14 protein-coding genes, 1 tRNA gene and 2 pseudogenes are annotated in these 15429 nt (G+C 40.0%); 1 reads left to right on the top strand and 16 read right to left on the bottom strand.

Features of this window, described 5'->3' with window-relative positions; genetic code table 11:
- Positions 1–13: 13 nt before the first annotated feature.
- From QMQ21_RS04240 to QMQ21_RS04165, 16 genes and pseudogenes are all read right to left on the bottom strand, one after another.
- Positions 14–184 carry a hypothetical protein gene (locus tag QMQ21_RS04240; protein ID WP_000442276.1) on the bottom strand — a complete coding sequence of 57 codons (171 nt, stop codon included), beginning with the start codon at positions 182–184 and terminating at the stop codon, positions 14–16.
- Complete coding sequence (locus QMQ21_RS04235; protein WP_000162465.1) at positions 184–690, bottom strand: dihydrofolate reductase; 507 nt, start codon at positions 688–690, stop codon at positions 184–186. Before QMQ21_RS04235 ends, QMQ21_RS04240 begins: the two co-directional genes overlap by 1 nt.
- 129 nt (positions 691–819) lie before the next feature.
- Entirely contained in the window at positions 820–1338 is a 519-nt protein-coding gene (locus QMQ21_RS04230; RefSeq protein WP_023937471.1) for a Dps family protein, read from the bottom strand.
- A 380-nt stretch (positions 1339–1718) separates the two neighbouring features.
- The gene (locus tag QMQ21_RS04225; protein ID WP_023934140.1) at positions 1719–1877 is read right to left on the bottom strand and encodes a hypothetical protein; all 159 of its coding nucleotides are present in this window, start codon (positions 1875–1877) and stop codon (positions 1719–1721) included.
- 110 nt (positions 1878–1987) lie between these two features.
- Positions 1988–3476: pseudogene (lytC, locus tag QMQ21_RS04220) on the bottom strand (choline binding-anchored murein hydrolase LytC).
- A gap of 37 nt (positions 3477–3513) precedes the next feature.
- Entirely contained in the window at positions 3514–4272 is a 759-nt protein-coding gene (gene tpiA / locus QMQ21_RS04215; RefSeq protein WP_000087893.1) for a triose-phosphate isomerase, read from the bottom strand.
- A gap of 97 nt (positions 4273–4369) precedes the next feature.
- Positions 4370–5047, bottom strand: a complete 678-nt coding sequence (locus QMQ21_RS04210; RefSeq protein WP_000221595.1) for a DnaD domain-containing protein — start codon at positions 5045–5047, stop codon at positions 4370–4372.
- Between the two features lie 8 nt (positions 5048–5055).
- Complete coding sequence (gene metA, locus QMQ21_RS04205; RefSeq protein WP_023937474.1) at positions 5056–6000, bottom strand: homoserine O-acetyltransferase MetA; 945 nt, start codon at positions 5998–6000, stop codon at positions 5056–5058.
- 9 nt (positions 6001–6009) lie between these two features.
- Positions 6010–6216, bottom strand: coding sequence for a hypothetical protein (locus QMQ21_RS04200; RefSeq protein ID WP_261813970.1), 207 nt, complete (start codon positions 6214–6216; stop codon positions 6010–6012).
- 563 nt (positions 6217–6779) lie between these two features.
- Entirely contained in the window at positions 6780–7292 is a 513-nt protein-coding gene (locus QMQ21_RS04195) for an adenine phosphoribosyltransferase (RefSeq protein ID WP_023933925.1), read from the bottom strand.
- A gap of 271 nt (positions 7293–7563) precedes the next feature.
- Complete coding sequence (locus QMQ21_RS04190; protein WP_000229957.1) at positions 7564–8694, bottom strand: ABC transporter ATP-binding protein; 1131 nt, start codon at positions 8692–8694, stop codon at positions 7564–7566.
- 281 nt (positions 8695–8975) lie between these two features.
- Positions 8976–9059: transfer RNA gene (locus QMQ21_RS04185), tRNA-Leu, on the bottom strand.
- 80 nt (positions 9060–9139) lie between these two features.
- The gene (locus QMQ21_RS04180; protein ID WP_000158719.1) at positions 9140–9715 is read right to left on the bottom strand and encodes a cysteine hydrolase family protein; all 576 of its coding nucleotides are present in this window, start codon (positions 9713–9715) and stop codon (positions 9140–9142) included.
- Positions 9715–10503, bottom strand: a complete 789-nt coding sequence (codY, locus tag QMQ21_RS04175) for a GTP-sensing pleiotropic transcriptional regulator CodY (RefSeq protein WP_000940723.1) — start codon at positions 10501–10503, stop codon at positions 9715–9717. Before codY ends, QMQ21_RS04180 begins: the two co-directional genes overlap by 1 nt.
- A 240-nt stretch (positions 10504–10743) precedes the next feature.
- Positions 10744–12347: pseudogene (gene cshA / locus QMQ21_RS04170) on the bottom strand (degradosome RNA helicase CshA).
- A gap of 197 nt (positions 12348–12544) precedes the next feature.
- Complete coding sequence (locus tag QMQ21_RS04165; protein ID WP_261813969.1) at positions 12545–13771, bottom strand: L-lactate MFS transporter; 1227 nt, start codon at positions 13769–13771, stop codon at positions 12545–12547.
- Positions 13772–13963: 192 nt separating this feature from the next.
- Between QMQ21_RS04165 and QMQ21_RS04160 the strand changes: the two genes are divergently transcribed.
- Positions 13964–15280 (top strand): FAD-containing oxidoreductase, encoded by a 1317-nt coding sequence (locus QMQ21_RS04160; protein ID WP_023933921.1) that lies wholly within the window; start codon positions 13964–13966, stop codon positions 15278–15280.
- Positions 15281–15429 lie beyond the last annotated feature (149 nt).

Here is a 15429-nt window from a genome sequence, read left to right as displayed (position 1 = left end):
ACTGTCATTCTATCTAAAATAAGGTCATGTAAAAAGCATGAATACTATTGACCAGATTGGTAAAGGCATTTAACCAAAGGAGGATAGAAAGCCCGTAACGCTTTTTACGAAAAGCCTGTGCTCCTGCCAGAAGGCAGATGAAACACAGAAAAGCCGTGAATAAACCAAATAAACTCCGTTCCATTAGACTTCCTTTCTCTTGTGATATTGGATGGTAAAATCATAAGGATTCTTCTCATCTTTGGCGTAGAATTTGCTTGAAACTGTCTCAAAAAGAGATAAGTCAAACTCCTCAGGAAAATAGGTATCTCCCTCCACCCGAGCATGAATGTGAGTGACAATTACTTCATCTAAGTAGGGTTCAAAAGCCTGAAAAATCTGCTTCCCACCGATAATGTAGAGATTCTTTTCTTGAGCCTGATACCAGTCGAGAACAGACTGGACGTCCTGAAAAGTAGCAACCCCATCTATCTTTTCTTCCGTGTTACGTGTCAAAATCAAGGTCTCCCGTTGTGGAAGCAAGCGACGTCCCATCCCATCAAAGGTTACCCGCCCCATCAAGATAGCATGATTCAGAGTTGTTTCCTTGAAATGTTGCAGTTCTGCTGGCAAATGCCAAGGCAGACGATTATCCTTACCAATCACACCCTCTTCATCCTGGGCCCAAATAGCTACGATTTTCTTAGTCATGCTTCCATCCTTTTTACTGATAGTACTATTTTATCAAAAAACTCAAAAAAAGACTGGTTTGGAATAGCTTACAAAATAGAAAAAATCTGTAAGAAATTTCCTACAGATTTATCTATGTTGCCTTGTTTCTTACAAACCAGGTGCTTGTCCAAGTTCTGCGGCAAGCATCCAGATTGTTTTATCCGTTTCATTTTTAGCGTCTGAGAAGATACCATTTGTCACATCATCACCTTCTTCATCAGTAACATCCAAACCTTTTTGGAAAAGTTCTGACAAGTAACGGTAGATAACAAGGACACGTTCCAAACTTTCTTCAACATTGCGGTATTCACCAGCTTCTTCTTCGATTTCACTGTTTTGAAGGAACTCTGTCAAAGTAGAGTATGGTTTACCACCGAGTGTAATCAATCGTTCACTGATTTCATCTAAATGACCATCAAGAGCATCCATGTACTCATCCATTTTTGGATGCCATACCATAAAACCGCGTCCACGCATGTACCAGTGCACTTGATGCAAAGCAACGTGGGCTACGTACAAATCAGCAACAGCTTGATTCAAAACTTCCTTTGTTTTTGCCAATGCTACTGGCGCTGCTTTTGTTAATGTTGCGACATCTTTTGCTGCTTCTTTTTTCAATTCTACCATTTTATTTTACCTCATTCATTATTTTTATGTAACCACTTCTTAATGATTACTACCTTAGTATACTACTAAGGAAAACCAATAGCAAGCAAAATAACCCACATGAGAAAAGTTGCAATAGACTGATAATTTAAAATTCTTTAGAAGACGAAAAGAGGGTTGGATGCTTATAGTCAATGGAAATCCATCAGCAAACTAGGAAACTAAACCCAGCTTGACCAAAGCACAAGTTTTGAGGTCGCAGGTAGAACTGACCAAGCTGATGTGGTTTGAAGAAATTCCCCAAGACTATAATAGATTGAAATAAGATGTAACCAAGTCGATTAGGAAAGACAAATGAATTTCTAAAAATGTTTTAGCAACCGCAATGTTCTGGTCTATATTCAATCTACTATATAATACTCTTCGAAAATCTCTTCAAACCACGTCAACGTCTCCTTGCCGTAGATATAGTTACTGACTTCATCAGTCTTATCTACAACCTCAAAACAGTGTTTTGAGCAGCCTGCGGCTAGTTTCCTAGTTTGCTCTTTGATTTTCATTGAGTATAAGATTCATTTCCGAGCAAGTTCTTGAATTTACTCGAGGATAAACTATCATAAAACAAAGAAAAAGAGGGTGCTACTATCACATCCCTCTTTCTAATCAGAGCTTAATACCAAACGCTGACATCTACGCGCCCTTGGATTCCTTTCATGTATTCAGAAGAGGTATATTGCCAACCTTTTTCTCCTGAATAATGAGGGTTTTCCCATTCTAAAGCATTGTTATAGGCCGCTACCCAGTTTACATGTTTTAAAATATCTGGGTGTTTTAAACGCGTCTGTAATAAACTACGATAGCTATAGACATACACATTTTGATAACCCGCCTGCTTCATCGTCTCCATGTACTTGTTGATAATCTTAACCCAAGTACCTGTATCATTCGGAGCACGCTTACTTTTATTCACATACTCCCAGTTCTCAACATCATAGTAGATAGGGTAAGACAAGTTCATATTGTATTTCTTCAGAAGTTCAATGGTCTGTTCAGCATCATTCTCAGCATCAGTCTCATTTTCAGCATAGGTATAGAGATAGACGCCATAAGGTATTCCCAGACGGTTTAACTCCTTAATGTTATGCGCCAATTCCTTGTCTTCTTTACCGCTATAACCTAGACGAACAATGACACCATCTACTTCATTTTCATCAATAACCTTTTTCCAATCATTGATACGGCCATTGTGCTCACTAATATCAATAACTTTCTTAGCATGTTCGGTTCCAACTTGTTCTTCTCTATTATTAAAGAAATAGCGTTTACCATCTCTGTGAACCCAGCCGACATTCAAATCTTTCTTTTCTTTGAGCTCACCAGAGGCCGCAAATATAGCGAGCGCCATCCATAATCACTTCATCAGTCGCCATGGCACCACTTCCAGTCAAATAGTAGTTGCCTTGCCACTCATTCTGAGCCATATAGCCCCACTTCTTGAAATAGTACCATTTGCCGCCCACTTTTTGCCACTCTTGGTTAGCATAAGTTCCATCGGATTTGAGATAAAAATAAGCAGAATAGGCTGGATCATAAAGCCATTCATTTTGCATCATGGCACCTTGACCGTTCAAGAAATAACTTCCTTGCCATTGGCTTTTAGCCATGTAACCCCACTTCTTGAAGTAGTACCACTTATTTCCAATCAATTGCCATTCTTGATGAGCATAAGCCCCATCTGACTTGAGATAAAACCAACTCTTGTAATTATTATCATAAAGCCACTCGTTTTGAGCCATATAGCCACCTGATTTCAGGTAGTAATTGCCCTGCCACTCATTTTGAGCATAACGACCGTCTGATTTGAGATAAAACCAAGCTTTGTAGTTATTATCAAAAATCCATTCACTTTGAGCTTTAGAACCATCAGCCTTTACATAATAATCTCCATCCCAGTGGGCAGAGACACTGTTTCTCTGTTCATTGCTACTAGTTGATGAAGTTCCTGTTGATAGACTAGATTTTTCTGAAACTGTGCTTCCACTTGTTTCATCTGCCGCAATTCCTGAAACTCTTACGCCAAGTAAGCAAAGGCTTGCTAGCCCTATACATACAAATTTTGTTTTCAATCTTTCCTCTCCTATAAAAAATGGAACAGACATCTGAATGCTGTTCCACCTAGCTTTTGCTACTTACTGATTATTTTACAAAGTCAAGCAAAGCCAAGAAGCTTTCAGCTTCAAGTGACGCACCACCTACAAGGGCACCGTCAACGTCTGGACAAGCCATGTATGAAGCAACGTTCTCAGGTTTAACAGAACCACCGTATTGAACACGAACTTTGTCTGCAACTTCTTGACCAAAGTCAGCAGCTACAACGTCACGAACAACTTTACACATTTTTTGTGCGTCGTCTTGTGAAGCTGATTTACCAGTACCGATAGCCCAGATTGGTTCGTAAGCGATAACTGATGCAGCAACTTGTTCAGCAGTCAATCCAGCCAATGCAGCAGATACTTGAGCACCTACAAATTCAGCAGCTTTACCAGCTTCGTAAGTTTCAAGTGACTCACCACAACAGATGATTGGAAGCATACCGTTTGCAAAGATTGCTTTTGCTTTTTTGTTGATATCTTCGTCAGTTTCATGGAAGTAGTCACGGCGTTCTGAGTGACCGATAACAACGTAGTCAGTACCGATTTCTTTCAAAACTTGTGGGCTTGTTTCACCAGTGAAGGCACCTGCATTTTCAAAGTAGCAGTTTTGAGCAGCAACTTTAAGGTTTGAACCTTTTGCCGCAGCAAGAACTGTTGTCAAATCAAGAGCTGGAGCAGCGATACCTGCTTCAACAAGATCTGATGAAGGAAGTTTTGACGCAACTGCTTCAACGAATGCTTTAGCTTCTTCTGGATTTTTGTTCATTTTCCAGTTACCAGCGATAAATGGTTTACGTGACATTTCACATACCTCTTTTTTCAATTTATTTTCTATTTATTTTATCACAATTAGACACAGCTTGCAAATCTTACTCGGATTTCAAGCCTGCTGACATGGATTAATCCTTCCAGAGATCCATAGCATTTCTGAAATCTGCCGATACCTGTGTCAACTGAGGATTGCTTGCTTCTCTTTCTGCCCGCTTAGCCTCGATTTGAGCCACACTTTTGATACCTTCATGTCGCCAGTTTCTCAAAATCGCCTGGATGTACTTCCAGTTTGGTTTTCCATTCAAAACAGCTTCACGAAGAGCTTCCTTAATCAAGTCAGCACTGGTTCCATCTTCCTTTAGTGTCTTCATCAAATCCTCAATCTCAAAAGGCGTCAACAAGCGTCCCAACTCCTGCTGGAAGGTTTCCACCAAATCCTTAAGATGATTTTGAGGTATCAACTGGTCTGAACTCGAAGCAATAGCTCCAAGCAAGTCATCCAAACGTTCCAAAGCCAAACTAGCATCAAAAAGCAATTCGATTTCGCCATTTAATTCGATAGTACGATACTGGAGAAGTCCCCTCTCCGTCAGATTGGAAATGGACTGGTTGACATCCGAAATTTCCTTGCCAATCCTTTCAGCAATCTGGCTTGGCGACATTTCTTCTAAGCCTGTCGTATTTTGCAAATAGAAAAATTGCCAAACCAGAAAATCGTCGCTAGAAGGAAAGAGTTCCTTAAAATGCAAGAGCAGGGCACTCGGTAAAACCAAGTTCCCTGATTTAAAAGCGTCTAAATATGTCATAATTCCTCTTATAAATACCCAAATGTAGATGCATCATCTTCTATTTTTCTCCAGTCAAAAGGCGTCTCCTGATAGACCGCATAATTCACCCAGTTACTGAAAAAGAGGGCTGCTGATGAAGACCAACAAAGACAAGGTGTCTGGTTGACATCATCATCCTTAAAGTAATTTTCTGGAATATGAGGATCCAAACCTGCATCACGATCTCGGAAATATTCATTTGCCAAGGTATCACGGTCATATTCCAAATGCCCAAAACTATAAATTTCACGCAAATCACGACTAGCCAAAATCGAAACCCCAACCTGAGAACCCTCTGATAAAATCTCGAGATTGGTTTTGTTTAAGACCTCTTCCTTAGAAATCTCCGTGTGCCGAGAATGAGGGGAAACATAGCTATCGTCAAAGCCTCTTAAAAGAAGGTGCCCTTCTTTTAAAGTGTCCTGAGGATAAATACCCGATAACTTACTGTCCATCTGGTATTTTTCCACTCCATAACGCAGATAAAGACCAGCCTGAGCCCCCCAACAGATATAAAGGGTCGAATAGACATGGGTCTTGGACCACTCAAGCACCTGGCTAAATTCCTCCCAATAGTCCACTTCCTCAAATGGTAAATGCTCAACTGGAGCACCCGTGATAATCATCCCATCAAAATACTCATCCTTGACTTCAGGAAAGGTTTTATAAAAGGTCTCCATGTACTCTGAACGAGTTGTTTTAGAACGATGGCTCTCCATATAGAGAAAATCAATATCCAATTGCAGGGGCGTATTAGCCAAATGGCGCAACAACTGGGTTTCTGTGACCATTTTCTGTGGCATGAGATTTAAAATTAAAATCTTCAAAGGACGGATATCTTGGTGGGCCGCACGTTGATCATCCATGACAAAGATATTCTCTGTCCGTAAAATCTCAACAGCTGGTAATTTTCTATCAATTCGAATCGGCATAACCCTCTCCTAACTGTACTCTTTCAGAAATAATTGCATATGTTTGAAACTCTTCGAGAATCTCTTCAAAACCGCGTCAACGTTGCCTTGCCGTACGTATATGTTACTGACTTCGTCAGTTCTATCTGCAACCTCAAAACTGTGTTTTGAGCTGACTTCGTCAGTTCTATCTGCAACCTCAAAACGTGTGTTTTGAGCTGACTTCGTCAGTTTCATCTACAACCTCAAAACGGTGTTTTGAGCTGACTTCGTCAGTTTCATCTACAACCTCAAAACGGTGTTTTGAGCTGACTTCGTCAGTTTCATCTACAACCTCAAAACGGTGTTTTGAGCTGACTTCGTCAGTTTCATCTACAACCTCAAAACGGTGTTTTGAGCTGACTTCGTCAGTTTCATCTACAACCTCAAAACGGTGTTTTGAGCTGACTTCGTCAGTTTCATCTACAACCTCAAAACGGTGTTTTGAGCTGACTTCGTCAGTTTCATCTACAACCTCAAAACGGTGTTTTGAGCTGACTTCGTCAGTTCTATCTGCAACCTCAAAACTGTGTTTTGAGCTGACTTCGTCAGTTCTATCTGCAACCTCAAAGCTGTACTTTGAGCAGCTTACGGCTAGTTTACTCTTTGATTTTCATTGAGTATGAAACTAAATTTCAAACACATAGTCCTTTTATTATACTGCAAGAAGATATAGTTTTCAATTATAGTTTTTCTCTAACTAGCTATAGTCTATTTTTATATCCTAATGTAGAGAAAACAGCCCTAGGGACTGTTTTTCATTAATAATGCATAAGAACCTTGTAATCGTAGTCCCCGATTTTTTCACGGCCGTTCAATTCATCCAATTCAACAAGGAAGGCACAACCTGCTACAATACCACCAAGTTTTTCAATCATCTCGATAGTTGCCTTAACAGTTCCACCTGTTGCCAAGAGGTCATCTACAATAAGAACGCGTTGACCTGGTTTGATTGCATCCGCATGCATAGTCAAGGTATCAACACCGTACTCTTTTTCATAGTCAGCAGAAATGACTTCACGTGGCAATTTACCTGGTTTACGAACAGGTGCAAAACCAATTCCCAACTCAAAGGCAACTGGACAGCCCACAATAAATCCACGAGCCTCAGGCCCTACAACCATGTCAATTTTCTTGTCAGTAGCATACTGAACAATTTCACGAACAGCGTAGCTATAAGCATTTCCATCAGCCATCAAAGGACTAATATCACGGAAGGTGATACCTTCTTTTGGATAATTTTCAATTGTTGCAATGTAATCTTTTAAATTCATATTTTTCTTTCTTTCAAAGTTTTTACTCTCTATTATAGCATATTTTCCAGTAAAGAAGAAAGGGAAAACAATATTTCATTTGCTAGTCACCCTATAAGTCAAATAAGACGACCATTTTTATTCAAGGCACGTCACAAGATAGATACATAATATGACTTCCCTAGCAAAAAGGAGAGAAGCATTTTGTTTCTCTCCCTAGACTAACTGATATCTCTCCACTACAATCGATAAAGAGATATCTTTTCTTGTACTGCTTTGAATTTTATTTATTTTAATAGACTGTTTTTTCAGTTTCTACATCGAAGAAGTGTGCTTTGTTCAAGTCAAATCCAAGTTCAACTGTTGCACCTGTTTGCAAGTAATCACGAGCATCAACTTTAGCAACAAATTCGTCTTTACCAACTTGGCAGTATAGGTGAGATTCTGAACCAAGCAGTTCTGATACAGAGATAGTCGCTTTTACAACACAGTCTGGGAATGTTTCAAGGAAAGCAGGTTCTGCATTCACATCTTCTGGACGGATACCGAAAATCAACTCTTTACCTTCGTAGCCTTTTTCGCGAAGAACTTTCAATGCTCCTTCTGGAACTTTCAAACGGAAACCATCAGAAATAATTTCGCTACCAACTAATTTCACATTGATGAAGTTCATTGCTGGGCTTCCGATGAATCCTGCAACGAATTTGTTAACTGGGTTTTTGTAAACTTCTTGAGGAGTACCGATTTGCTCAACACGTCCGATAGTACCTGTACCAGCAGGGTTCTTAGTTGCTGACATGATAACGATACGGTCTGCAAGTGTCATCGCTTCTGTTTGGTCGTGAGTTACGTAGATAGTTGTAGCTCCGATACGACGGTGGATTTTCGCAATTTCAGCACGCATTGATACACGAAGTTTTGCATCCAAGTTTGACAAAGGTTCGTCCATCAAGAATACTTTTGCATCACGGACGATGGCACGACCCATGGCAACACGTTGACGTTGACCACCTGAAAGGTCAGCTGGTTTACGTTCCAAGAATTCTTTCAATCCAAGGATTTCAGCTGCTTCTTGCACACGTTTGTCGATGTCTTCTTTGCTGTATTTACGCAATTTCAAACCGAAAGCCATGTTATCGTATACAGTCATGTGTGGGTAAAGAGCGTAGTTTTGGAATACCATGGCGATGTCACGGTCTTTTGGAGCTACGTCGTTGACAACCACGCCATCGATAGATGCAGTACCTTCTGTGATGTCTTCAAGACCAGCAATCATACGAAGGGTTGTTGATTTACCACATCCTGAAGGACCTACGAAAACGATAAATTCTTTATCTTTGATATTCAAGTTGAAATCTTCAACTGAATAGTGTTCGCTGTTTGGATATTTTTTGTAAATATTTTTAAGATTCAATTCTACCATGAGGTGAACTCCTTTTGTTTTTGATAATTATATTATAGATGAAAACGTTTTACATTTCTATGGCAAGGTGACCAAAAAAACAAAAAAAGTTCTGTGCAACTTGCACAAAACTTTAGAGAATATCGGAGAATTTGAAGAAGATAATCTTTATTATTCTTCTATACAAAAGCAGAAACAAGGATCAGCTTTCCCATATTTTCGCTGATTCTCCACTACATTTGACTGGATTCTAATTTTTTAGAGAAATACAAAAGAGCTAGCCTAAGCTAACTCTTATCCTATGCGGAGAGAGGGACTTGAACCCTCACGACCTAAAGCGGTCAGGATCCTTAGTCCTGCGCGTCTGCCAATTCCGCCATCCCCGCGTCGATTACTTTACTAGTATATCAACTTTTGGGATGCTTGTCAACACTTTTTTTCAATTTTTTTCATTTCATCAACCAAATTACTCTAAAATTTCATTTAGATTTTCATCTACTAACTTAGCTCCAAGTGTATTTTTGAAATGACCTAGGGCAAATTGATGATTTTCAGGCCAGATGGAAGCAACAGCTGGTTGAACAATCTCGATGTCATAACCTAGATTATAGGCATCAATAGCTGTATGCAGGACACAGATATCCGTCAAGACACCTGTTAAGATAACTGTAGAAATGCGACGCTCTCTCAAACGAATATCTAGGTCAGTCCCTGAAAAAGCTGAGTAATGGCGTTTATCCATCCAAAAGACACGACTGTCTGAACCATGCTCTTGATAAAAGATCCCCAAGTCTCCGTATAAATTGCGTCCACTAGTCCCAATCAGATTATGAGGAGGAAATAGTTTACTTTCTGGATGAAAACAATCGTTTTCTTCATGAGCATCAATAGTAAAGAAGATATAATCTCCCCGTTCAAAAGCTAATCGAGTCACCTTGCTAATGGCATCCGAAATAGCCTGAGCTGGAGCCCCTGCTGTCAATTTACCACTATCAGCAACAAAATCTTCTGTATAATCAATCGAAATTAAAGCTTTAGTCATTAGTAATCTCTTTTCTTCACTTCTTCAAAAATATCTGAAATCAAGACCTTAAGGTAGGTTCCCTTCATTCCAAGTGAGCGACTTTCAATAATTCCCGCAGATTCAAGTTTACGAAGGGCATTGACAATCACAGAGCGGGTAATTCCGATACGGTCTGCAATCACTGATGCAGTCAACTGCCCTTCATTTCCATTTAATTCCCCTAAAATTGCTGAAACAGCACGGAGTTCGGAGTAAGAAAGGGTATTAACCGCCATGGTGACAGCAGTACGGCGACGGATATTTTTCTCATCTTCTTCACGCTGGAAGTTAAGAAGCTGAATCCCAACAACGGTACTGGCAATCTCAACAAGAATCAAGTCCTCATCTTCGAATTTTTTATCATTGCGCCAAATAATCAAAGAACCAAGGCGAATCCCCGATACATGAATCGGTGCAATAGTCGTCAAGCCATCTGGAAAATCTTCTCTACTCTCAACAGGGAAAATACTCATATCATGCTCAACAGGCAAATTTGCTTCTGTTTCGTAAATCATATTAGCCCCTTGAACGTAGTCATCTGGGAAAATCTTAGTTTGGAAGAATTGCTCTACGCGATCTGTATTTGTTTTATAACGCATAAAATAGCCAAGCAGACGTCCCTTACTATTGATAATGCAGGCATTGCAATGAATAATATCCGCTAACTGACGCGTAATAGCGTTGTAAGGAAGCTCATCCTGAAACTGCTCCTCTGAGCGCTTCAAAATTGATGTAATCTTTCTTGTTTTTTCTAATAAATGTGCCATTTTTCACCTCGAATTTAATCGCTATCATTATAACATAAACAGATTGAATTTTCAATTATTATCTGAAAATTGCTTATTTAATTGCAATTTAGACTAGCTGAAATATTTTAGAAAATTATGTTTTCTTATTGACAACCTAATTTATATTTGATATTATATCATTATAAGAAGGTGGGTTGATAATACCTTTCCATTTCACCTATCCTTTGCTATCACCATCTTCTTTCACCCTTGGTCTCCTTATATAAAAAAGCGATTCATTTTGAACCGCTTTTTCTTATTTATCTCCTTGTTACGAATAACAAAGCCTGTTTGCTTTTCACTTGAAGTATTGCGTGGTTTTTTATTATCCTTACGGTAACGTCTGTCTTTATCAAAACGATCATTGCCACGACTTCCTTTTTTGAAATCATCCCGACGACCATTACCACGGCGATCACGGTCTCGACGGTCATCTCCACGACGACCTCCCTTAGCTTTACCACCGAAGCCATTACCTGATGGTTTAAATGGCAGTGGTTTTTCACGCGCAATCTCCACTTCTGGAAGGCTATCCGGATCTTGAACAGTCAGACTCAAGATATACATTGCCAATTCTTCTGGAGTAAATTCGGCAGCTAGCTTACGAGCATCCTTACCAAATTTCTCAAAGTTAGCACGGATAGTCTCATCTGCAAAATCACGTTCGATTTTCTTGAGAGCTACCTGTTTTTTAGCTTGGAAGGCTTCTTCTGCACTTGCAGGTTTGAGACCTTTCATGCGTTTCTTGGTCAAGTTTTCAATGATTTGGAGGTAGCCCATTTCATTTGGTGATACGAAAGTAATAGACTGACCTGACTTACCTAAGCACGACCTGTACGACCGATACGGTGAACATAACTTTCAGGATCTTGTGGAATATCGTAGTTATAGACATGGGTCACACCTGAAATATCCAAACCACGCGCTGCAACGTCCGTCGCAACTAGAACATCCAGATTTCCATTTTTAAAGTCACGAAGGACACGAAGACGTTTGTTTTGGTCTAGGTCTCCATGAATTCCTTCTGCACGGAAGCCACGGATTTTCAAACCACGAGTCAATTCATCCACACGACGTTTGGTACGACCAAATACGATAGCAAGCTCAGGTTGCTCCACATCCATGAGACGTGTCATAGTATCAAATTTTTCTTGTTCCTTAACTCGGATATAGTATTGATCAACCAATTCTGTTGTCAATTCCTTAGCAGCAATCTTCACATGCTCAGGTTCTTTCATAAACTGAACACCGATACGTTTGATGGCATCTGGCATAGTTGCTGAGAAAAGAAGAGTTTGTCGATTTTCAGGGACACGGGAGATGATAGCTTCAATGTCTTCAAGGAAGCCCATGTTGAGCATTTCATCCGCTTCGTCAAGGATAAGCGTTTCAATATCTTGTAATTTCAAGGCCTTGCGTTTGATCAAGTCTAAGAGGCGACCAGGTGTTCCCACCACGATATGGGCACCAGATTTAAGAGCCTTAATTTGTTTTTCAATGCTTGATCCGCCGTATACTGAGCGGACTTTGACTCCCTTGCTACGACCAAAACGGAACAATTCCTCTTGACTTTGGACAGCGAGTTCACGAGTTGGAGCGATCACCAAGGCTTGGATAGTCGCTTCTTCTGTACGGATTTTTTCAAGGGTAGGCAAGCCAAAGGCTGCAGTTTTTCCTGTACCAGTCTGAGCTTGACCGATAACGTCCTTGCCTTCAAGGGCCAAGGGAATGGTTTGTTCTTGGATCGGACTGGCTTCTACAAAACCAGCTTTTTCAATCTCTGCTAGCAAATCAGCAGACAAGTTTAATTCATTAAATTTCACGTTGTTCTTCTTTCTAAAGGTGGTGCGAAGCCACCCTATAGGGCTTAGTGTATACTTTTCTTTTTATGACGTATTTTCATATACTGGATATAAAATCGTGTTGCTTCTTTTCCACAAAAGAAAAGTACTGTTTTCTTTGCAACCTATCTAGTATAACACAAGAGAGAAGCAAAAGATAGCCCAATTTCTCTAGAAAATCATGTAAGCGGTTTTTGACCTTCCTTTTTGATGGAACGACCTAGATAATAAGACAAAGCCAAGGCTATACTATATAAAATGATAAAAACGAACAAGGTTTGTGTGTAAGAATGAGCCATTTTATAAGTTTCTGCTAATAAAATAGGTCCTGCTAAACCAGCCATTGCCCAAGCTGTTAAAATATAACCATGCAGAGCAGCTAATTCCTTGGTTCCAAAAATATCACTGAGATAAGCTGGAATCAATGAAAAACCAGCTCCATAGCAAGTCATCAAAATAGACATAGCGACTACAAATAAAACGGAATCTGTAAAGAGCCAAAGTGAGAGAGAAAAGAAAAGATTGACAAGCAGTAATATACTAAAGGTTAGAGGGCGACCGATATAGTCAGACAAACTCGCCCAAAGCAAGCGACCAAATCCATTGAAAATCCCTAAAACGCCCACCATTACTGCTGCATGACTTGTAGACAAGCCAGCCATCTCCTGTGCCATTGGCGATGCCGCTGAAATTAAGCCTAAACCACAAGCTATGTTGATAAAGAAAATAATCCAAAGTATATAAAACCGATTGCTTTTTAGAGCCTGATTTGCAGTCATCCCTTGCGTCAGAGAGTCTGTTTTTTCTTTCCCTGAAACAGATAAAATTGCAAGCTCTTGTTCATTTGGACGCTTAATGAATTGTGAAGCTAGGAGCATGATAATAAAGTAACTTGCACCTAAAATATAAAAAGTTTCTACAAGCCCTACCCCTGCGATGAGATGTTGCGCTATGGGACTAGTCAATAAAGAAGCAAAACCAAACCCCATAATCGCTAAACCTGTTGCGAGACCACGTTTATCAGGAAACCATTTTATAATCGTTGACACAGGGGTAATATAGTAAGCTCCCAAACCAAGCCCACCTAAAATACCATAAGCCAGATACAACAACCACAGTTCCTGACGGTCTATTGCAAATCCTGTTAAGATATTTCCACCTGCGTATAGAAAAGCAGATAGACTCCCCATGACTCTCGGACCAAATTTTTCTACCAAACGCCCCATAAATGCAGCCGATAAGCCTAAACAAAAGATTGCTAGACTAAAGGCAAAGGCAACAGAAGCCTGATCCCATCCCGTTTTTTCAATAATAGGGTTACGATAAACACTCCAAGCATAAGTCGAACCCAGCATTAAGTGTAAAATGACCCCAGCAAAGGCAATAATATAACGATTCGATTTCATAAAACCTCCTATTTTCGAACATTTATTCTATCTTATATAAAAATAGATAGGATTTTAGTTTATCAAGCTTGTCAAAAAATTACTAGCTTTTTGTCTGGAAAGCGTTTTTATTTTTTCTGTCTTTTTCGTAGCAGAATTGTGCAAAAGTTTTTTTCTTGTGCTAGAATGTAATTCGAATAGGAGGAACTCTAAATGTTAACTTATGATTTAATCGTTATCGGATTTGGTAAGGCTGGTAAAACACTAGCTGGTAAATTGGCTTCAGCTGGCAAAAAAGTTGCCCTCGTTGAACGTAGCAAAGCTATGTACGGTGGAACTTGTATCAACATCGGTTGTATCCCAACTAAGACTTTGCTAGTTGCTGCTGAGAAAGACTTGTCTTTTGAAGAAGTCATTGCTACCAAAAACACTATCACTGGTCGCCTCAACGGTAAAAACTATGCGACTGTTGCTGGTACTGGCGTGGACATCTTTGATGCGGAAGCTCACTTCCTTTCAAATAAAGTCATCGAAATCCAAGCTGGTGATGAAAAGAAAGAACTGACTGCTGAAACAATCGTCATCAACACTGGTGCTGTTTCAAACGTCTTGCCAATCCCTGGACTTGCTACAAGCAAAAACGTCTTTGACTCAACAGGTATCCAAAACTTGGACAAGTTGCCTGAAAAACTTGGAGTCCTTGGTGGCGGAAATATCGGTCTTGAATTTGCTGGCCTTTACAACAAACTTGGAAGCAAGGTCACAGTCCTAGATGCCTTGGATACTTTCCTACCTCGTGCAGAACCTTCCATCGCAGCTCTTGCTAAACAATACCTGGAAGAAGACGGTATTGAATTGCTTCAAAATATCCATACTACTGAAATTAAAAACGACGGTGACCAAGTGCTTATCGTAACTGAAGACGAAACTTACCGTTTCGATGCCCTTCTCTACGCAACTGGACGTAAACCAAATGTAGAACCACTTCAACTTGAAAATACAGATATTGAACTTACTGAACGTGGTGCTATTAAAGTAGACAAACATTGTCAAACAAACGTTCCTGGTGTATTTGCAGTTGGGGATGTCAACGGTGGCCTTCAATTTACTTACATTTCACTTGATGACTTCCGTGTTGTCTACAGCTACCTTGCTGGAGATGGCAGCTACACACTTGAAGACCGTCTCAATGTACCAAACACCATGTTTATCACACCTGCACTTTCACAAGTTGGTTTGACTGAAAGCCAAGCAGCAGATTTGAAACTTCCATACGCTGTTAAGGAAATTCCTGTTGCAGCCATGCCTCGTGGTCACGTAAATGGAAACCTTCGCGGAGCTTTCAAAGCTGTTGTTAATACTGAAACCAAAGAAATTCTTGGAGCAAGCATCTTCTCAGAAGGTTCTCAAGAAATCATCAACATCATCACTGTTGCTATGGACAACAAGATTCCTTACACTTACTTCACAAAACAAATCTTCACTCACCCAACCTTGGCTGAGAACTTGAATGACTTGTTTGCGATTTAAGTTGAGATCACATCTTAACTGACAGCCCTCTGAGGGCTGTTTTCATTTCTGCGAAATCTCATACTCTTCGAAAATCAAATTCAAACCACGTCAGCTTCACCTTGCCGTACTCAAGTACAGCCTGCGGCTAGCTTCCTAGTTTGCTCTTT

The sequence above is a fragment of the Streptococcus bouchesdurhonensis genome, from assembly GCF_948472335.1.
This window is presented reverse-complemented; position numbering and strand designations above follow the sequence as displayed.